Source organism: Ruegeria sp. P10 (assembly GCF_056534925.1).
In genome coordinates this window covers 114975-132820 of sequence record NZ_JBQERJ010000006.1, presented here as the reverse complement: position 1 = coordinate 132820, position 17846 = coordinate 114975, and the positions used below count along the sequence as shown (strand labels likewise).

Genomic DNA, 17846 nt, shown 5'->3' with positions numbered 1-17846 from the left:
AAAAGTTCCGGCAGGTGAGAAGCTGCCAAGTTACCTCTTAAAATAGAGAGGATTGTGGTATGTTCAATGCGATAAAAAAGATGCGTGGAACTCGGGCCATTCCGGCGTCGTGTCCGCGCGCCATCCATTCGCGAATCCCGCAAGCGGAGCGGCCAGCACCACGCCCCCCTTCCAGACCGCGGGCGTCGCACTCAAGGCCAGCCTGGGCCGGCCTGTTTCGCGCCATTCAGGCACCTGTCGCAGCCCGTCTTCACCCAGAGCGCGGATCTCGGCACCGGAAATTTCGGGACCGGTCAAGACCCATTTGCCATCCCAAACTTCGTCACGTGCTGAAATCCGAGCCTCCACGGCCTTGAATTCCCTGCAAATCCAAACACTCATCCCTTCCGGGACCAACAGGCAACCGCTGAGCGACCCTGCCCGCCCGTCGGTTATGGCCTTCATGGCCTGCTCGACCGCCGCCTGACGCGGGGGATATCCCTGCCCTGCGATCCAGGCAAGGCATCCAAGCAACACGCGGCGTCGGATTTCCTTGGGCAATGCGGCAAAACCGGCCCTGTTCACCTTCACGTCGCACTGTTCGATCTGGGCTACATTCCCTGCGGATTCCTGCGCAAAAACGCCCAGGGCTGCATTGGCCTGCGCCAGATTGTCGGCCACTCGCGACAGTGAAAGCGCATCAATTCCTAGTGGTTTGAGGCCGGACATGGCCTCTCGTGCCTTGATCCGGTCGAAACGAGGGTCCTGATTCGACGGGTCTTCGACCCATGTTGCGCCGATACCGGTCAGGTAGGCTCTCAGATCCTTGCGTGTGATCCCCAGCATTGGCCGCAGCAATGTCACCCCTTCCCATTGCCGACTTGCCGACATGCCGGACAGTCCCGTGACACCTGATGAACGACCCAATCGCATCAGCAACGTTTCCGCCTGATCATCTGCCGTGTGCCCCAACGCGATGGCGTCGATTCCGCGCTGTTGCGCCCAACCGGCAAGCAGGCTGTAACGCGCCTTGCGGGCCTCGTCCTGAACATTGCCCGATCCGTCCCAACCCGCCCAATGCAAAATGTCATGCGGCAGCCCCAAAGCAGCGGCCTGGCGCGACACTGTCACGGCCTCCTGCGCTGCGTCGGGGCGCAAGCCGTGATCGACCGTGGCCACAAAAAGGGCGATCTCTTCGTTTTGGGCGACTTGATGCAAAAGATGCATCAACGCCACGGAATCCCCACCGCCCGAGACCGCCACGCCCAATTTAGGCGGAAGCCTTTCGGGAAGCCGGGCGCGAAGCTCTGCAAGCAGGTTTTCGCTGTGACGATTCAAGAACACCCCAGCGCAGACATCTCTTGCGTCGCATCCGCAAATGCCGGTGCGGATGGAAAGCGCACGCCAACTTCGTTGAGCGTGATGCAGGCCTGATCGGTCTGCCCCAGACGCCCCAGCGCCGCGCCCAACTCGAACAGCGCCTCGGGGGCAAATGCGCCTTCGGAATCTCCGGTAAAGCTTGCCAAAAACGCCCGTGCCGCTTCGCGGGTGTCGCCAAGGCCTTCGAGCGCATGACCCCGTTTCAGATTCGCTTCGGGCGCCAGGGGGCTGCCAGGATAGTTCGCATCAAACTGCGCAAACAAATCAGCCGCAGTCTGGTAATTCCCATCGGCCAGTGCTTGCGATGCCGCGTCGAAATCCGCCCGCTCGCCCACGGCCAGTTCACCCTGATCGGTTTGGGATGGCGTGGCAGGCGTGATGACGGCCGTACCTACATCTGTGCCCTCTCCGCCCAGTGTGCTGGTCGGTTCGCCTGAAATCTCGCAGTTTGCCTCAAGCTCGCACAGGCGGAACTCCAGATCTCCGATGCGATTGGTGCCGTCTGAGACGATGTTTTGCACACGCTGGTTAAGCTGCTCGGTCTGACTGGTCAGGCGTTGCAGTTCCGCTTCAATGGCGTCAACCCGATCGAGAACCGAACTGCCGGACAAGTTTGGCGCGGGCGATCCTGTGGTGGAAAACTCACGCTTCAGACGCTGAATTTCCACATGCAGCACCGTCAGCTCCTGACGTATGTCGGCCAGGGTTTGCTGATCCTGTGCCTGTGCAACACCGGCTGTCGCCATGACCGCCGCCAATACCCATCCTGCCATACGCATTGTCTTACCCCAGTGTTGATCCGGTCAGCACAGTCACTGCGCGGCGGTTCTTGGAATAGCATTCCTCAACGCTGCAAATCTCAATTGGGCGCTCCTTGCCGTAGCTGACGGTTTTGAGACGGTTGCCAGCAACACCGCGCGAAATCAGATACTCACGAGCGGCATTTGCGCGACGCGCACCCAGCGCAAGGTTATACTCGCGCGTACCCTGCTCGTCCGCGTGACCTTCGATCGTGGCAACAAAATCCGGATTGGCCAGAAGCCAGTCCGCTTGCCCTTGCAACACGGTCTGCGCCTGTGGTGTCAGGGTGGACTGGTCCACGGCGAACAGAACACGATCCCCGACGGTCTGCTGGAAATACGCAGGCGAACGCGGGTCACTGGGCGAGCCCGGTACGATTGCGCCTGTGCCACCAGCACCGCTGCCGCCCAAGGCGGATGGGTCATTGTTCGTACAGGCGGCGATCACACTTAGCGCGCCCAACGCCAGGACTTTGCTCAATACATTCATTTCAAGTGCCTCGTGTTTTGATTGTTGCCGCCTGTCTACCACAGGGACGAATCGTTGTGAACTTTGCTGCGATCAATTCTGTAGTGGGCCCCATGACGGATCACTGCCGCCATCCGGTGTACGCACCGGGCGCAGGTTGCGGCCCGAGATATCCACCGAATACAGCGAGGCCCGGCCGCTGGCGCCCTGCGTTTCACGGGTGAACATGATGACGCGGCCATTGGGCGACCAGGTTGGGCCTTCATCCAGAAACGAGGCGGTCAACAAGCGTTCCTCTGATCCGTCCGTGCGCATCACCCCGATGTGGAAGCGGCCCTGATTTTGCTTGGTAAAGGCAATCAGATCGCCGCGCGGCGACCATACCGGCGTGCCATAACGACCCGAGCCAAAGCTGATCCGCGTGGCCTCGCCGCCAATCGCGGGCATCACGTAAAGCTGCGGCGTGCCCGAACGGTCGCTTTCAAACACGATCCGGCTGCCATCCGGCGAATAGCTGGGGGCGGTTTCAATCGCTGGCGTGTTGGTCAGACGCGTGCTTTGCCCCGACGCCAGATCCATTTTCCACAGGTCCGTGTTTCCCCCCTGAATCAAGGAATACACGATCGACCGGCCATCCGGCGAAAAGCGGGGCGAAAAGCTCATGGTTCCGTCCTGCGTCTTCAGTTCCTGTCGTTTGACGCGGCCCACATCCAGAACATAGATGCGCGGGCTGCCGCTTTCATAGCTGGTGTACAGCAACCGATCGCCAGTAGGCGAAAAGCGCGGCGCCAGAACGATTGCGGCACTGTCGGTCATGTACTGCACGTTCGCCCCATCATAATCCATGATAGCCAGACGTTTCAGGCGTTGGTTTTTCGGTCCACTTTCCGAAACAAAGGCCACGCGGCTGTCAAAATAACCGCCCTCGCCTGTAATCCGGCTGTACACCTGATCTGCCACTTTGTGGGCCATGCGCCGCCAGCCCTCGGTGGTGCCTGCCAATTGCAACCCATTGCCCAGCTCCTGACCCGAAAACACATCCCAGACCCGGAACCGAACCGTGAGGTTCTTGCCCGAAACATTGACCGCCCCCGTAATCAGCGCATCGGCATTGATCGCTTTCCAATCGGCAAACTGAACTGGTGCTTCGAAGCTGCTGACCCGACTGATGAAGGCATCCGAAGAGATCTCGCGGAACAACCCGGTTCCTGTCAGATCAGCCGCCACCACGCGCGAGATGTCCTGTGCATATTGCGCCGCTGACGGACCATCGGGAACAAAGTTCGGCACCGCAAAGGGCAATGGTTCGATAATGCCCTGGTCCAACTCCAGTCGCAGGGGACCGTTCTGTGCAAGAACCGGCGCAGACATCAGCGTCAGGCCGACAAAGAGGCTGGTCAGAAGTTTCATCATTTGATCCGCATCCTCTCGGGATTGAATGTAATCTCAACATCCTGCCAATGAGCGTATTTGTCAGCAGGCAAATCATATCCTCTGGCCCCGCAGCGCAAAATCGCACGCCGGGCGGCCTGATAAGCCTGATTGGCCGCACCAGCAGACCCACCAGAACTGTCCAGCATCCGAATGCTGCCATCCACAACCGTACCATCACGGTTTAGCGAAAAAGCCACAACGACCACAGTACTCAGTGCATCCGTAGACAAAGAGCCCACATTCCAGCACTTGGACACGGCCAATCGCATCGCGTCCTTCTCGCCGCTGGTCAGCGGTGGGCCGGATGGCTGGGTTCCACTGCCCAAGGCTTCGGCCAAAGCGTCATTGATCGCGGCCTCGTCGGCTTGCGCGTCAGGTTCAGGCGCCGCCTCGGGCGTCTCTGCCACAACGGCTTCGGGCGGTGGGCTTGGGCGGTTCGGACGCACCCGCGGTCGCGGTGACGTAAGCGGAGACTGCTCTTTGGTTTCCTCTGCCTCGGTCACGATCTCGGGCGCCGCTTCTTCCGGCGCGGTCTGATCCTGTTGTTCCTGCTGAACCTCGGCTCCTTCGTCCAAAGACACCGGCGGCGTTTCGAAATCATCCGGTTTTACCTCGGGCGGTGGTGGCGCTATGGCCTCGGGGGCAACACGATCGGATGGGCGCGGCTGCGCCTCGGGTCCCGGAGGCACAGGCTGTGCGACAGGTTCGACCTCGGGCTCTGTCAGTACCGGCAGCTCATCCGGCACGTCCGGTTCCGGCGGTGCTTCGACGATAACGGGGGCAGGCTCGGGTTCGGGTTCGGCAGGCACGACGGGTTCAGGGCGCGGCTGTTCCTCGACCACAGGTTCTGGCGGCGTGCTATCAGCCTGTGGTTCGGGCGGTTGTTGCAATGCCGTCGGCACCTCCGGGATATCAGGCGCATCCCGCTGGGCCGTCATGGCCGCGAATTGTTCAGCGGTTATCACGGACACATCCTGTACGGCCATCGGCAAAGGCTCGGACCGGAAGGTACCGCCGAAAAGCGCCGCTCCGATCAGGCTGACATGCGCAATCGCCGAAATCTTGGTGCCGGTATCCACCGTGCGCCCTCACTCTCCACCTTCGTCCAGCGTCGGCCCGCCCGTATCGGTCACAAGCCCAACGTTGGAAAACCCGCCCGCGTTCAGCGCGCCCATGACCTGCATGACCTGCGCGTAAGGAATCGCGCCATCGGCGCGCAGGAAAACCCGGTCACTGCTCCGCTCTGCGGCGATGGCCCGCAGCTTGCCGATCAGTTCCTCGCGCAACACGTCAGTTGTCTGGATCTGCACACGTCCATCTGCCGTCAGGGTTACGGTCAAAGGTTCTTCATTGTCACCGGGCAAAGCACTGGCGGCGGTCTTGGGCAGATCTACCGGAACACCGACCGTCAGCAATGGCGCGGCCACCATGAAGATAATCAGCAAAACCAGCATGACATCCACAAACGGTGTCACGTTGATCTCGGCCATGGGTTGCGCACGACCGCGACGCCGACCGCGTCTGCGCCCGTTTCCACCCGAGGATTGCTGAACCGCCGCGCCCATTGTCAGCTGTCCAACTGGCGCGACAGGATGGTCGCGAACTCGTCAGCAAAGGCCTCATAGCCGCCCACGATGCGGTCACAGTCAGCACTGAGCTTGTTGTAGAAAATAACCGCCGGGATCGCGGCCAGAAGGCCGAGCCCCGTTGCCAATAGTGCCTCGGCAATACCCGGGGCCACGACCGCCAGATTGGTATTCTGCTGTTCGGCGATTTCAATAAACGCATTCATGATGCCCCAGACGGTACCAAACAGGCCGATGAACGGCGCAGTCGATCCAACCGTGGCCAGAATGGGCAGACCTTTCTGCAAGGTCTCTGCCTCTTTCGCTATGGCCACATCCATAGACCGGTCTATCCGCGCGGTCGCTCCGGCAATCAATCCGCCATCATTTCGGTGCGACCTGCGCCATTCGATCATTCCGGCCGCAAAAATCTTTTCAGAGCTGCCATCCGGCTGGGTTCCGATCTGCTCGAACAGCTCGTCCAAAGGGTTGCCGGACCAGAAGCTCTCGTCAAATGCCTGCGCCTCGCGACGGGCCGCGCGGTAATTTATCAGCTTCTGGATGATGATGCCCCAGGACCAGATGGATGCACCGATCAGCATCAACATCACCAATTTGACGATAAAGGTCGCGCGGGCATACAGCCCCCACATGGAGAAATCGATCTCCTGCGCCAGCGCCAGCGTTTCAGCTTCCATGAACCTGCTCTTTGTTTTTGCCTGACGGCCGTTTGTTTGGCCTTGTTTTGACAAACGCTAACGCAGTTGGGGTTGAAATGCCAATAGAACCACCCCTGACCCTCAAATTGTTACATCAATGCGCGAATCTCTGCCGGAAGCCGGATCGGCCTGCCATCCTTGTTGATACACACGGCAGTGACCGAGGCGCGAAAAATCTCGGTCTCGCCACGCCGGACCAGCTGCGCCATGGTCAGCCGCACACCCGAGATTTCCGTGACTTCGGTTTCGACGATCAGTTCGTCATCGAACCTGGCTGGCGAAAGGTAATCGGCCTCGACCCGCCGCACGACCCAAACAATGCCTTCTTCCCGCATCGCGTTCTGGTCATTGCCCAGATTGCGCACCCAATCCGAACGCGCACGTTCGATATACCGCAGATAGTTCGCGTGATAGACGACGCCGCCCATGTCGGTGTCTTCATAATATACACGAACCGGGTAGGAATGTTTCATTGCGGTGGCTCCAACCGGGCAAACAACCTGAGCGCATGAGACGCATCCTGCGCCGAACCGGGCAAAACCGGATCGTAAGCAGCCCGAATCAACGCAGCAATATCGGGGCGCAGGATCGTCGTTTCGCCCGCCACGGCCAGCGGAGATTGCGTCCGAAACGCAGTATCGGACCAAAGCAGGATGGTCTGCACCACCTGGCTCAGCGCCAGCGTTTCCGCCGGTATCTTGGACAACTGCTTGTCCATGCGCAGAAAAACAAAAGCCGCGCGGATCGCACCGTCTTCTTCGAACCTGAAGATGCGGTACTGGTTTGCATCCGCTCTAACCAAGCGCCCGACCAACGGTGCCAGATCCGGGATCAGACGATCAAGATCCGGCACGTCCAGCAGCTCTTTCCAATCCCGGAAGAAGAAGACCATGCAGTTGGCACCAAGTTCGGGGTCGGTTTCGGCCATTTTGTGACCGGCCAAGGTGACAACCGCCTCGAAGGCGCCCTTCACAGTGGACAGCGTTTCATCTTCAACGCCAAACACAATCGGCACGATGGGTCGTCCCCAACGGGCAAACAGAAACTCACCGCTTTCGCGCGTGAACAGCGCCTCAATCTCTTCCGGTGTCACGGTCAAGCCTTCATCTTTTCGAAAATACTCTCGCCGAAGGCATAAATTTTCCAAGCGCAAGCTTCAACCGAACAGATCGCTCTGCCGCTTGGGTGCAGCCATGCCCAGATGCGTCCAGGCCTTTTGCGCCAACATCCGCCCACGCGGTGTCCGCTGGATCAACCCCTGTTGCAACAGAAAGGGCTCGATCACTTCTTCCAGCGAGTCCCGGCTTTCAGACAGCGCGGCTGACATCGTTTCGATCCCGACAGGACCACCACCGTAATTTTCGGCGATCAGTTTCAGATATCGGCGGTCCGCACCATCCAGCCCCAAATGGTCCACACCCAGCCGCGTCAAGGCTCCGTCAGCCAGTTCGCGGGTGATCCGCCCATCTCCTTCGACAATTGCGAAGTCCACCACCCGGCGCAGCAGACGTCCGGCGATGCGCGGTGTACCGCGCGACCTGCGCGCAATCTCGCGTGCGCCCTCATCATCTGCCGGAGCGCCGAGTTTCCGCGCGTTTCGGGTGACGATCTCATGCAGTTCATCCACGGTGTAGAACTGCAACCGGGTCGGAATACCAAACCGGTCGCGCAAAGGTGTGGTCAGCAAACCCATGCGCGTCGTGGCCCCGACAAGCGTGAAGGGTTGCAACTCGATCCGAACCGTTCGCGCAGCGGGCCCCTCGCCGATCACCAGATCAAGCTCGAAATCCTCCATCGCGGGGTAAAGCACCTCTTCCACCGCCGGGTTCAGGCGGTGGATTTCGTCGATGAACAGGACATCACGCGCTTCGAGATTGGTCAGGATCGCAGCCAGATCGCCCGCTTTCGCCAGAACCGGCCCGGACGTCATGCGAAAATTCACCCCCAGTTCACGCGCCATGATCTGCGCCAGCGTCGTCTTGCCCAACCCCGGAGGGCCATGGAACAACGTGTGATCCATCGCCTCGCCCCGCTGGCGGGCGGATTGGATGAAGATGCGCAGATTGGCGCGCGCCTCGGCCTGACCGATGAACTCATCCAAGCCCTGCGGGCGCAATGCGCGGTCGTTGTCCTCGGGCAATGGGTCCGGGCGCACAGTGGGATCAGCGTCTACCATTCATTCAGCCTTTCGGAGCCAGCAATTGCAGGGCGGCACGGATCAAACCCGCTTCGTCTGCATCCGGGTTGTTGGCGGCGGCCTCGGCAACCGCGGCTGCTGCATCCGACTGCCCATAACCCAGATTGGACAAGGCAGACAGCGCACCCGCTGATGCCGCGGCGGCCCCAGAGGCTGGTTTTGGCGTCCGCTTCGGAGCAGGCGCTGCCTCGACAGGCTCTACAACTTCGATCGAAGGGCCATCCATCGCATCAATCACCGTGCCACCCAAGGCCATCACGCCCGGCGCCTTGTCCTTGAGGTCCAGAACGATCCGCTGCGCTGTTTTCGGCCCCACACCTTTCGCCGCCTTGACCGCCGCCCAATCTCCCAGTGCGATTGCGCGGCTGACACCGTCCGGCCCCAGCGCGCTGAGGATCGCCAGAGAGACTTTCGCTCCGACCCCCTGAACCGAGCACAAAAGGCGATGCCATTCCTTCTCGACCAGCGAAAGAAAGCCATAAAGCTGCATCAGGTCTTCGCGCACGACCATGTCCGTATAGATCGAAACCGCCTCGCCCACGCCCGGCAGTGCCGCCATGGTCCGGTCAGAGCAATAGACGATGTATCCCACCCCCCGGACATCGATCAGCACGTGATCTGCGGCGCGATAGTCCAGCCTTCCGGTGAGTTTTCCGATCATGCCCGCACCTCTTTCACACGCACCTGTTGGGTCTTGCCGTAATAGGCATGGCAAATCGCAATCGCCAGAGCATCGGCTGCATCCGCCCCTTTGGGCTGACATCCGGGCAATTGCAGTTTGACCATGTGCAGCACCTGTTCTTTTTCCGCGTGCCCCACACCCACGACCGTTTTCTTGACCCGGTTCGGGGCGTATTCCCCAACCGGCAAACCAGCCTGAGCCAGTGTCAGCAACGCAACCCCACGCGCCTGACCCAGTTTGAGCGTACCGGCACCATCCTTGTTCACAAAGGTCTGTTCAATGGCTGCCTGGTCCGGTTGGTGATCGGCGATGACTTCGACAATCTGGTTGTGGAGAGACAACAGCCGCTCACCCAGATCATCCCCATCCGACTTGCACAAACCGTTGGCCACGTGGCTCAGGCGGCTGCCATTTGATTCGATGACGCCCCACCCCAGGGTCCTAAGCCCCGGATCAATGCCCAGAATTCGCATGTTTTGCCTCGGCCTGCTCGGGTTCTGTGATCTTTTTTCAACGCCTAGCACGAAGCGTGAACATTTTCCAAGCGAATTGACCCAAGGCCTGAAAACGACACCCCTGTCCCAAGGGCGACTCAACGTGCCATTTGCGACTTCAAAAAGTCTGAATTCGACACTTTTGTGAACGCGTTTTCACCAATTATTTAAGGAGATTACAGCCTTTTGCAGCATTGCAGGAAACGCATAGGACACATGCAAAAACTGAACTTGTGCGGGCGATTTGGCGGCACTAGATGCCGGGCAGATCGAAAGACTGCAAAGTGAACACCAACCAGAAGGAAACAGGATATGGCTGCACTGGACACCACCCGCTTCGCCTCCACTGGCTCGTTCGGCCTCGTTGGCCGTATCGGCGCATTTTTCGTATCGGCCGTGAACGCAGCTGTCGAATGGAATGACGCCCGCGTTACCCGCAACGCGCTGACCGGTCTGAGCGATCGTGAACTGGAAGATATCGGCCTGTGCCGCGGCGACATTGACGCCATCGCCCAAGGTCTCCGGTAATACCGACCACCACTCGCATTCGCCCCTTCCTCCTCCCTTGAGGGGCAAACAAAAACACCGCGCGCCCCGGGCACGCGGTGTTTTTTTTTGGAAACTGAGTCAAATTGAGATTCAGTATAAAACCTTGTTGAGTTGCACGGCAATCGCCTGCGACACCGGGTCGATCTGCATCACCCAGGCACCCGCTTTTTCGACCGATGTGCCTTCGTTCAAACTGTCGATCCGATATTGGTATCCGGTCGGGCCAAGGCTGGACAAAAGAAACGCCTTGAACGCCACAACACTCAGAAGCGTAAGCAACAGCACCCTGGCCGGCACTGCCGAGCTTACCCGCTGCGGCTTCATGACGACCAGGCCATCCTTGCGCATCGTCGCGCGATAGCCACGGCTCATCTTTTGATGTTTTTTGTTCAGGCGATTAACGCGCTGAGTGAACTCCAGTTGTTTACCCGTCATGGCAGCCTCCAAAAACCGCCCCCCTCGACTTCAGTCAGAAAACGGTAAATAGAGAATACGACAAAAACGTGGCAAAATTCCACAAAACTCCTGCAAATGGCCTAGTTTGAGCCCTGTTTCATTAAGATTAGGGTCGTCCACTCACCAATCTCACCTCTATGAGCGAGATTGAATTCATTTTGAGAATAAACCGACACCACGTCATCGGCCTGTTCGTTAAGGACCCCTGACAGGATTGCATAGCCTCCGGGACGCAGATTCGCCGCGATTTCCGGCGAGAGGGCGACCAGAGGACCTTTCAGAATATTGGCAAAGATCAGGTCGTAGGGTGCGTGCGCCCTGAGATCGGGGTGATCGAAACCCGCGGCTTCCACGCACCGTACGGCACCGGACATCCCGTTCGCCTTGAGATTGGCTTCGGCCACGTCAACGGCCACTTCATCAATGTCACTGGCAATGATGTCGCCGTCCCAAACCCGGGCTGCGGCCATGGCCAGAACGGCGGTGCCGCATCCGATATCCGCCACTTTCGTCGCGGTGAAGCCTTCGTCCAGCAATCTGTCAAAGGCCTTGAGGCAACCCAAAGTCGTACCATGGTGGCCGGTGCCAAAGGCCATTGCGGCCTCGATCAGCAATGGAATGCGACCTTCGGGCAGCTTGTCGGCATCATGGCTTCCATAGACAAAGAAACGCCCCGCCTCGACGGGTGCAAGCTCGCGTCGCACATGCGCAACCCAGTCGGTTTCCGGCAGCTCGGAAACAACAAACGGTTTGGCGTCGAACGCCGCGGCCAGAACCGCCAGCGCGGTCTCGTCAGGGGCTTCGGTGAAATATCCGCCGACCTCCCACAGGCCGGATCCGTCTTCGACTTCGAACACACCAACGCCGGTTGGCTCTGGCTCCAGACGTTCCATCGCCTCGCCCAGACCTTCGGCGGCCTTCTTACCTGTCAGCGTCGTCAGTGCGGTGAATGTGGGCATTGGGGCCTCCTGTCTCGATTGACACCGCGCCTAGGACGCCGCGCCGTCAAGGTCAAGCGCCGAGACCTATTCCGCAGGGGCCGGAGCGTATTTGGTCAGGATGGTCTCGTTGCCAGGCTCGGGGTGACGCGGGATCAACAGGGACAACAGCAGCGAAACGATCGCCATCGCCGCGGCCAGGCCAAACACAGCGCCCGGCGACACGACCCAAAGCAGGCCAAGCAAAGCGGGCAAAAACACCGCCGCAATATGATTGATCGTAAAGGCCACCGCAGCGGTCGGCGCGATGTCAGCAGGGTCAGCGATTTTCTGGAAATAGGTTTTCAATGCCAAAGCCAGCGCAAACAGCACGTGGTCGATCACATAAAGGATTGCCGCAAGCAGAACGCCCCAACCGAACCAATAGATGCCGCCATAGGCTGCGAACACGATGGCCAGGCCGGTATATTCAAATATCAGCGTGCGCCGCTCACCGAACTTTGCCACCGCCTTTCCCAGCAATGGGGCGGCCAACATGTTGATCATCAGATTGATTAGATAAAGGCTGGTGAGCTCATGCACTTCAAAGCCGAATTTCTCGACCATCATGAACCCGGCAAAAACGACAAATATCTGCCGCCGCGCGCCTGCCATGAACTGCAATGCATAATACAGCCAATACCGGCGACGCAGGATCAGCTTCTTGGTCTGCGGCGTGGGCGCATCGAATTGCGGATAGGCGAACAGACAGAACAGTGCCAACGCAGCCGTAACTCCACCCGACGCCATGAATACAAAGTTGTAGGACAGATCAAAGCGATCCCAGGTCAGTACGATCAGCCCATACACCACCATGGTCGCCGCCGATCCCATCGCAACCAGCCATCCCAGCACCTGCGGAGCACGATCCTTGGGCAGCCACTGCAATTGAAGCGACTGGTTTACGGTCTCGTAGTAATGGAACCCGATCGAACTGAACAAGGTCACAAACAGCAACCCGCCCAGGCTGGGGAACCACGCGGTCACCGCCGTTGCGACACCAAGCATCATCAGCGAGATCATCGCCAGCACCTGCTCGCGAATGAAAATGATGACGGCAATCACCCCAACCGCCAGAAACCCTGGAATCTCGCGCACCGTGTGCAGCAGACCGATATCCGCGCCATCAAAGTTCGCCACCTCAATAACAAAGTTGTTCAGCAACGCGCTCCATGCGTTGAACGCAATGGGCATGGTCAGCGCCATCATGAACAACAGCGTGATGGGGCGGCGCCAGAACGGCAGGCTCTGCGCCTCTGTAAGGGGCATGGGTTTCAGCATGAGACCCCTCTACGCCCATTTCGCTGCTTTGGCGAGAGGGAAGCGGTCTGCGCACAATCACCCTGCACAGATGCAGAGGTCAGTAAAAATTCTGTGGGTCGATATCGACGGTCAGGCGGATATCGCCCTTCAGGCGCAACGGGGCGATCCAGCGGGCAATGGCATCCTGAATCGGCGCCCCTTTCGGGGCTTTCACCAACAAGCGCACTCTGTGGCGACCGCGTATACGTGCAATAGGTGCCGGCGCCGGGCCAAAGACCTGAGCACCGATCGCGCGCAGGGGCGAATCGTTGCGGGCCATTGCATTGCCGATATCGAAGACCGGCCCGACCTCGGGGCCCGACAACACGATCCCGGCCATGCGACCATAGGGCGGCACGCCTGCCGCCTGCCGACCCGCTGCCTCGGCTTTCCAGAACCCTTCCTCATCACCCGACAGGATGGCCCGGATCACCGGGTGTTCCGGTTGAAATGTCTGCAAAAGCGCCTGCCCTGGCTTGTCCGCCCGTCCCGCGCGCCCAGCCACTTGCCGCATCAATTGAAACGTACGCTCAGCCGCGCGCAGATCCGCGCCGTGCAGAGACAGGTCAGCGTCAATCACACCGACCAATGTGAGCTTGGGAAAGTTGTGCCCCTTCGCCACCAACTGCGTACCGATGATAATGTCGGCATCCCCGGCGGCGATCTCTTCTATCTTGGCTTTCAATGCCCGGGCTGAACCAAAAAGATCAGAACTCAGCATTGCGATTTTCGCCTCGGGGAAGGTCGCCTCGGCTTCTTCCCCCAGCCGTTCGATCCCCGGCCCGACCGGGGCCAGCTTGCCTTCCACGCCGCAGGAGGGGCAATCTTCGGGCATCGGCTTGGTTTCGCCGCATTGGTGGCACATCAATCGCTTGAGAAACCGATGCTCGACCATGCGTGCGTCGCACTGATCACAGGCGATCTGCTCGCCACAGGCCCGGCACAAGGTCACCGGCGCATAGCCACGGCGGTTGATGAACAACAGCGATTGTTCACCTTTTTCGATCCGCTGCTGCACCGCTTGCCGCAAAGACGGAGAAACCCACGTTCCGGGCTGCATCTGCTCGGCCCGCATGTCGATGGGCTTCATCTCGGGCAATACCGCCGCCCCAAAACGCGAGGTCAGGTCAAGCCTTTCGTACTTGCCCGCCTCGGCATTGGCCCAACTTTCAAGCGAAGGTGTCGCACTGGCCAGGATCACCCGCGCGCCACAGATCGCCGAGCGCAGAACCGCCATGTCGCGTGCGCTGTAGTGCACGCCGTCTTCCTGTTTGTAGGACGTGTCGTGTTCTTCATCGACGACCACAAGCCCCAGATCGCGGAATGGCAGAAACAGCGCCGACCGGGCGCCCACGACCAGTTGCGCATTGCCCTGCCCGACCATCCGCCAGACCCGCCGCCGTTCCGTCATGGTTGCGCCGGAATGCCATTCCGCCGGGCGCGCACCGAACCGCACCTCGACCCGGGTCAGAAATTCTGCGGTCAGGGCGATCTCGGGCAGCAGGACCAAGGCCTGCCGCCCCATGCGCAGCGCCTCAGCCACAGCCTCCAAATAGACCTCAGTCTTGCCGGAACCGGTAACCCCTTTCAGCAGCGTGGTGCCGTAATCACCGGTCCGCTGCCCGGCCTGAAGCCGTTCGACCGCCGCTGCCTGATCCGCTGTCAGGTCTTTCCCGGGAAGGTCCGGATCAAGATGAGGATAAGGCAGGTCGCGCGGGCTGTCCTCTTCGCGCACGGCGCCTTGTTTGACCAACCCTTTGACAACAGATGACGTTACACCCGCCTGCTCGGCGAGCTCTTTCAAGGTAAAAGCCAGCCCGCCGTAGTCGCGCAATACCTCCAGAACCCGGGTCCGCGCATCGGTCAATCGGTCTGGTTGGCCTTCACCCAACCGATAGACCTTGCGCATCGATGGCGGATCACCCAAGCCCGGTGCCCGCGTCGCCAGACGCAGCATCGCAGGCATTGGTGTCAGAGTGTAATCGGCGACCTTTTCCAGAAACACCCGCATCTCTTCACGCATCGGTGCAACGTCAAGAACCCGGATTACCGAGCGCGCCTTGCTCAGGTCAAAGCCGCCCTGCCCCGGCCCCCAAACCACCCCCAGAACCTTGCGTGGTCCCAAAGGAACCTCGACAAACGCGCCCAGAACGCACCCGCCTTCGGGCGCTTTGTAATCCAGGGTCCGGTCAAGCGGCTGCGTTGTAAGCACCGCAACCAGCTCTCCTTGGTCGAAAAATCCGTTAGCGCTCACGGCATATCCTTCGCAGGGGGTTCCAGCAGGGGTCTCTTTGAGGTAAAGCCATCCGCGACCAAGGCCAACCCATCAAAGGACTGCCCTCATGAAATTCTTCGTAGACACCGCCGAGATCGACGCCATTGCCGAACTGAACGATCTGGGCATGGTGGACGGCGTAACCACCAACCCTTCGCTGATCCTGAAGTCAGGTCGCGACATTCTGGAAGTGACCAAAGAGATATGTGATCTGGTCGATGGCCCGGTATCGGCCGAGGTTGTCGCCACCGAAGCTGACGACATGATCGCCGAAGGCCGCAAACTGGCCAAGATCGCACCGAACATCGCGGTCAAAGTTCCGCTGACATGGGCCGGTTTGAAAACCTGCAAGACGCTCAGCGACGAAGGCCAGATGGTCAATGTGACGCTCTGCTTCTCGACCAATCAGGCGATTCTGGCTGCGAAAGCGGGCGCGACATTCATCTCGCCTTTCATCGGACGGCTTGACGATATCAACCTCGACGGCATGGACCTGATCGCAGACATCCGTCAGGTCTATGACAACTACGGGTTCGAGACCGAAATCCTTGCTGCATCGATCCGTACCGTCAACCACGTGACCGACAGCGCCCGCATCGGAGCCGACGTGATCACCGCACCGCCTGCCGTAATCAAGAAGCTGGCCGACCATCCGCTGACCGACAAAGGTCTGGAAACCTTTCTGGCCGACTGGGCCAAAACCGGTCAGAAAATCCTCTGATCTGGCTTGCAACCGCGCGGCGCCATCAGGCGCCGCGCCCGGCCCAACGGCCAAATGCCTGATCTGTGATCGGGCATGGCGGGCGGGAGCCCCTTGCCACGACATGCAAGGAAATCCACCCTTGCGTGCATTTTTTCCAAGGCAAATCCGGTCCGGCATGTTATAAGCCGCGACAACAAAAAAAGACCGGACGGGACATGAGCAGCACCCCCAAACTCGAGGATAACCTCCGCGCGGCAATTCTGGCCGAGCCGGATGTCGTACTGGACGACAAAGACCTGATGCAGGCGCTTGTCGCTGCCAACGAACAAGCGCGCGGCGACAACGTGATAGACCTGCGCGGCATTGCAATGCAACGGCTCGAGGCGCGGCTGGATCGGCTGGAAGACACCCACCGTTCCGTCATCGCTGCGGCCTATGAAAACCTCGCGGGCACCAATCAGGTCCACCGCGCCATTCTGCGATTGCTGGAACCTGTCGAGTTCGAAGATTTCCTGCGCGCGCTGGGCGCCGATGTGGCGGACATCCTGCGCGTCGACAGCGTTACGCTGGTTCTGGAAACAACCGTGGTTCAGAACGATCCCGCAATCGACACGTTGGGCGGGGTCCTGACGATCGCGGAACCCGGCTTCATCGACCGGTACCTGACCATTGATCGCGGCGGTCCTGCGCGGGATGTGATCTTGCGGGAAATCCATCAGCCAAACCGACGTATTTTCGGGTCACAGGCCGATCAGCTTCGTTCCGAGGCCTGCCTGAAGCTGGACCTCGGGGCCGGTCGCCTTCCGGGCATGATCGTCATGGCCGCCCGCGACCCGCGGCATTTCACCCCGCAGCTGGGCACCGATCTTCTGGCCTTTTTTGCCGGCGTGTTCGAACGCTCGATGCGCCACTGGTTGTCGTGAGCCTGGTCTCGCCCGCTTGCCGCGACGCGCTTCAGCATTGGCTGGACAGCCTGAGCGCGCTTGCCGGACGATCCGAGAATACGCTAAACGCCTATCGTGGCGATGTCGTCGAGTTTCTGTCGTTCATGACCCTGCATCACGCCGAACGGCATGGCCTGAAGGCGCTGGAACGGATCACGGTGTCGGATATGCGCGCCTGGATGGCGGATCAGCGTGGCGCGGACGTCAGCGCGCGGTCTTTGGCGCGCAAACTGTCGGCGGTCAAAAGCTTCTACCGTTGGCTGGCAGAGCGTGAGGGGTTCGAGCCCACCGCCGTTCTGTCCACCCGCGCGCCGAAATTCACCAAGAAACTGCCCCGTCCGCTGGCCGAAGATGCAGCCCGCGCCATGATCGATACAGTGGAACTGCAATCCACATCCGACTGGGTCGCGGCGCGCGACGTCGCGGTTGTCACGCTGCTGTACGGATGCGGCCTGCGCATATCCGAGGCGCTGTCCCTGACCGGAGCGGACGCGCCTTTGCCCACCACGCTGCGCATCGTCGGGAAAGGCGACAAAGAGAGGGTCGTACCGGTTCTTCCTGCCGCTCGCGAAGCGGTCGACGGATATTTGAAGCTGTGTCCCCATCCACAAGCACAGGACAAAGCCCTGTTTCGAGGCGTCCGTGGCGGGCCATTGAACCCGCGTGCAATCCAAGGGGTCATGGCCAAGGCACGTATGCAATTGGGGCTGCCCTCAACCGCAACACCCCACGCGATGCGGCACAGCTTTGCCACCCACCTGCTGTCAGCCGGAGGCGACCTGCGTGCCATTCAAGAGCTTCTAGGCCACGCCTCTTTGTCGACGACGCAGGCCTATACGGCAGTGGACACTGCGCGGTTGATGGAGGTCTACAACAGCGCGCATCCCAAAGCCTGAAGTGCACATGACTCGAAAACCCGGG

The 17846-nt window shown here is 60.0% G+C and carries 20 protein-coding genes; 4 read left to right on the top strand and 16 right to left on the bottom strand.

From position 1 onward, the window contains the following. Window positions 1-63: 63 nt before the first annotated feature. From tilS to ruvC, 12 genes are all read right to left on the bottom strand, one after another. The gene (gene tilS / locus ACR0FB_RS11935) at window positions 64-1323 is read right to left on the bottom strand and encodes a tRNA lysidine(34) synthetase TilS (RefSeq protein ID WP_348539537.1); all 1260 of its coding nucleotides are present in this window, start codon (window positions 1321-1323) and stop codon (window positions 64-66) included. After that, entirely contained in the window at window positions 1314-2138 is an 825-nt protein-coding gene (gene ybgF / locus ACR0FB_RS11930; protein ID WP_171636830.1) for a tol-pal system protein YbgF, read from the bottom strand. Before ybgF ends, tilS begins: the two co-directional genes overlap by 10 nt. Before the next feature lie 4 nt (window positions 2139-2142). Next, complete coding sequence (pal, locus tag ACR0FB_RS11925) at window positions 2143-2649, bottom strand: peptidoglycan-associated lipoprotein Pal (RefSeq protein WP_152457229.1); 507 nt, start codon at window positions 2647-2649, stop codon at window positions 2143-2145. Between the two features lie 72 nt (window positions 2650-2721). Further along, window positions 2722-4041: a Tol-Pal system beta propeller repeat protein TolB gene (tolB, locus tag ACR0FB_RS11920; protein ID WP_480620776.1), complete on the bottom strand. Its 1320-nt coding sequence runs from the start codon at window positions 4039-4041 to the stop codon at window positions 2722-2724. Next, window positions 4038-5141: an energy transducer TonB gene (locus ACR0FB_RS11915; protein WP_480620774.1), complete on the bottom strand. Its 1104-nt coding sequence runs from the start codon at window positions 5139-5141 to the stop codon at window positions 4038-4040. Before ACR0FB_RS11915 ends, tolB begins: the two co-directional genes overlap by 4 nt. Before the next feature lie 9 nt (window positions 5142-5150). Beyond that, on the bottom strand, window positions 5151-5627 hold the full coding sequence (tolR, locus tag ACR0FB_RS11910) for a protein TolR (RefSeq protein WP_152457226.1): 477 nt from the start codon (window positions 5625-5627) through the stop codon (window positions 5151-5153). 2 nt (window positions 5628-5629) lie between these two features. Beyond that, entirely contained in the window at window positions 5630-6325 is a 696-nt protein-coding gene (gene tolQ / locus ACR0FB_RS11905; protein ID WP_152457225.1) for a protein TolQ, read from the bottom strand. A 110-nt stretch (window positions 6326-6435) separates the two neighbouring features. Further along, entirely contained in the window at window positions 6436-6819 is a 384-nt protein-coding gene (gene ybgC, locus ACR0FB_RS11900; RefSeq protein WP_171636827.1) for a tol-pal system-associated acyl-CoA thioesterase, read from the bottom strand. Continuing rightward, window positions 6816-7439: a hypothetical protein gene (locus tag ACR0FB_RS11895; RefSeq protein WP_480491606.1), complete on the bottom strand. Its 624-nt coding sequence runs from the start codon at window positions 7437-7439 to the stop codon at window positions 6816-6818. The genes ybgC and ACR0FB_RS11895 overlap by 4 nt, the downstream gene beginning before the upstream one ends. Before the next feature lie 63 nt (window positions 7440-7502). Next, complete coding sequence (gene ruvB, locus ACR0FB_RS11890) at window positions 7503-8522, bottom strand: Holliday junction branch migration DNA helicase RuvB (RefSeq protein WP_171229583.1); 1020 nt, start codon at window positions 8520-8522, stop codon at window positions 7503-7505. 4 nt (window positions 8523-8526) lie between these two features. Next, entirely contained in the window at window positions 8527-9204 is a 678-nt protein-coding gene (gene ruvA, locus ACR0FB_RS11885) for a Holliday junction branch migration protein RuvA (RefSeq protein WP_480620772.1), read from the bottom strand. Continuing rightward, on the bottom strand, window positions 9201-9698 hold the full coding sequence (gene ruvC, locus ACR0FB_RS11880) for a crossover junction endodeoxyribonuclease RuvC (protein WP_152457220.1): 498 nt from the start codon (window positions 9696-9698) through the stop codon (window positions 9201-9203). Before ruvC ends, ruvA begins: the two co-directional genes overlap by 4 nt. 333 nt (window positions 9699-10031) lie before the next feature. Between ruvC and ACR0FB_RS11875 the strand changes: the two genes are divergently transcribed. After that, window positions 10032-10247, top strand: a complete 216-nt coding sequence (locus ACR0FB_RS11875) for a DUF1127 domain-containing protein (protein WP_171636824.1) — start codon at window positions 10032-10034, stop codon at window positions 10245-10247. Window positions 10248-10358: 111 nt separating this feature from the next. Here the strand turns inward: ACR0FB_RS11875 and ACR0FB_RS11870 are convergent, their stop codons facing one another. The 4 genes from ACR0FB_RS11870 to ACR0FB_RS11855 form a co-directional block, all read right to left on the bottom strand. Next, the gene (locus ACR0FB_RS11870) at window positions 10359-10703 is read right to left on the bottom strand and encodes a hypothetical protein (protein WP_171636822.1); all 345 of its coding nucleotides are present in this window, start codon (window positions 10701-10703) and stop codon (window positions 10359-10361) included. Between the two features lie 101 nt (window positions 10704-10804). Next, the gene (locus ACR0FB_RS11865; RefSeq protein WP_480620770.1) at window positions 10805-11683 is read right to left on the bottom strand and encodes a 50S ribosomal protein L11 methyltransferase; all 879 of its coding nucleotides are present in this window, start codon (window positions 11681-11683) and stop codon (window positions 10805-10807) included. Between the two features lie 66 nt (window positions 11684-11749). Beyond that, complete coding sequence (locus ACR0FB_RS11860) at window positions 11750-12982, bottom strand: MFS transporter (RefSeq protein WP_171724443.1); 1233 nt, start codon at window positions 12980-12982, stop codon at window positions 11750-11752. A 79-nt stretch (window positions 12983-13061) separates the two neighbouring features. Then, window positions 13062-15257, bottom strand: coding sequence for a primosomal protein N' (locus ACR0FB_RS11855; protein ID WP_480620768.1), 2196 nt, complete (start codon window positions 15255-15257; stop codon window positions 13062-13064). An 88-nt stretch (window positions 15258-15345) separates the two neighbouring features. Between ACR0FB_RS11855 and fsa the strand changes: the two genes are divergently transcribed. The 3 genes from fsa to ACR0FB_RS11840 all read left to right on the top strand — a co-directional run bounded on the left by fsa (window position 15346) and on the right by ACR0FB_RS11840 (window position 17821). Beyond that, on the top strand, window positions 15346-15999 hold the full coding sequence (gene fsa, locus ACR0FB_RS11850) for a fructose-6-phosphate aldolase (RefSeq protein WP_152457215.1): 654 nt from the start codon (window positions 15346-15348) through the stop codon (window positions 15997-15999). Between the two features lie 197 nt (window positions 16000-16196). Next, the gene (locus tag ACR0FB_RS11845) at window positions 16197-16904 is read left to right on the top strand and encodes a DUF484 family protein (RefSeq protein ID WP_171636814.1); all 708 of its coding nucleotides are present in this window, start codon (window positions 16197-16199) and stop codon (window positions 16902-16904) included. After that, a complete protein-coding gene (locus ACR0FB_RS11840) occupies window positions 16901-17821 on the top strand; it encodes a tyrosine recombinase XerC (RefSeq protein ID WP_171636812.1) in 921 nt (306 codons plus the stop codon). The genes ACR0FB_RS11845 and ACR0FB_RS11840 overlap by 4 nt, the downstream gene beginning before the upstream one ends. Window positions 17822-17846: the final 25 nt, after the last annotated feature.

Bases quoted from the DNA above. Each gene is read 5' to 3' on its own strand.
- ybgF (WP_171636830.1), bottom strand. From the start codon at position 2,138: ATGCGTATGGCAGGATGGGTATTGGCGGCGGTCATGGCGACAGCCGGT.
- pal (WP_152457229.1), bottom strand. From the start codon at position 2,649: ATGAATGTATTGAGCAAAGTCCTGGCGTTGGGCGCGCTAAGTGTGATC.
- tolB (WP_480620776.1), bottom strand. From the start codon at position 4,041: ATGATGAAACTTCTGACCAGCCTCTTTGTCGGCCTGACGCTGATGTCT.
- tolR (WP_152457226.1), bottom strand. From the start codon at position 5,627: ATGGGCGCGGCGGTTCAGCAATCCTCGGGTGGAAACGGGCGCAGACGC.
- tolQ (WP_152457225.1), bottom strand. From the start codon at position 6,325: ATGGAAGCTGAAACGCTGGCGCTGGCGCAGGAGATCGATTTCTCCATG.
- ybgC (WP_171636827.1), bottom strand. From the start codon at position 6,819: ATGAAACATTCCTACCCGGTTCGTGTATATTATGAAGACACCGACATG.
- ruvB (WP_171229583.1), bottom strand. From the start codon at position 8,522: ATGGTAGACGCTGATCCCACTGTGCGCCCGGACCCATTGCCCGAGGAC.
- ruvA (WP_480620772.1), bottom strand. From the start codon at position 9,204: ATGATCGGAAAACTCACCGGAAGGCTGGACTATCGCGCCGCAGATCAC.
- ruvC (WP_152457220.1), bottom strand. From the start codon at position 9,698: ATGCGAATTCTGGGCATTGATCCGGGGCTTAGGACCCTGGGGTGGGGC.
- ACR0FB_RS11875 (WP_171636824.1), top strand. From the start codon at position 10,032: ATGGCTGCACTGGACACCACCCGCTTCGCCTCCACTGGCTCGTTCGGC.
- ACR0FB_RS11870 (WP_171636822.1), bottom strand. From the start codon at position 10,703: ATGACGGGTAAACAACTGGAGTTCACTCAGCGCGTTAATCGCCTGAAC.
- ACR0FB_RS11865 (WP_480620770.1), bottom strand. From the start codon at position 11,683: ATGCCCACATTCACCGCACTGACGACGCTGACAGGTAAGAAGGCCGCC.
- ACR0FB_RS11860 (WP_171724443.1), bottom strand. From the start codon at position 12,982: ATGCTGAAACCCATGCCCCTTACAGAGGCGCAGAGCCTGCCGTTCTGG.
- fsa (WP_152457215.1), top strand. From the start codon at position 15,346: ATGAAATTCTTCGTAGACACCGCCGAGATCGACGCCATTGCCGAACTG.
- ACR0FB_RS11845 (WP_171636814.1), top strand. From the start codon at position 16,197: ATGAGCAGCACCCCCAAACTCGAGGATAACCTCCGCGCGGCAATTCTG.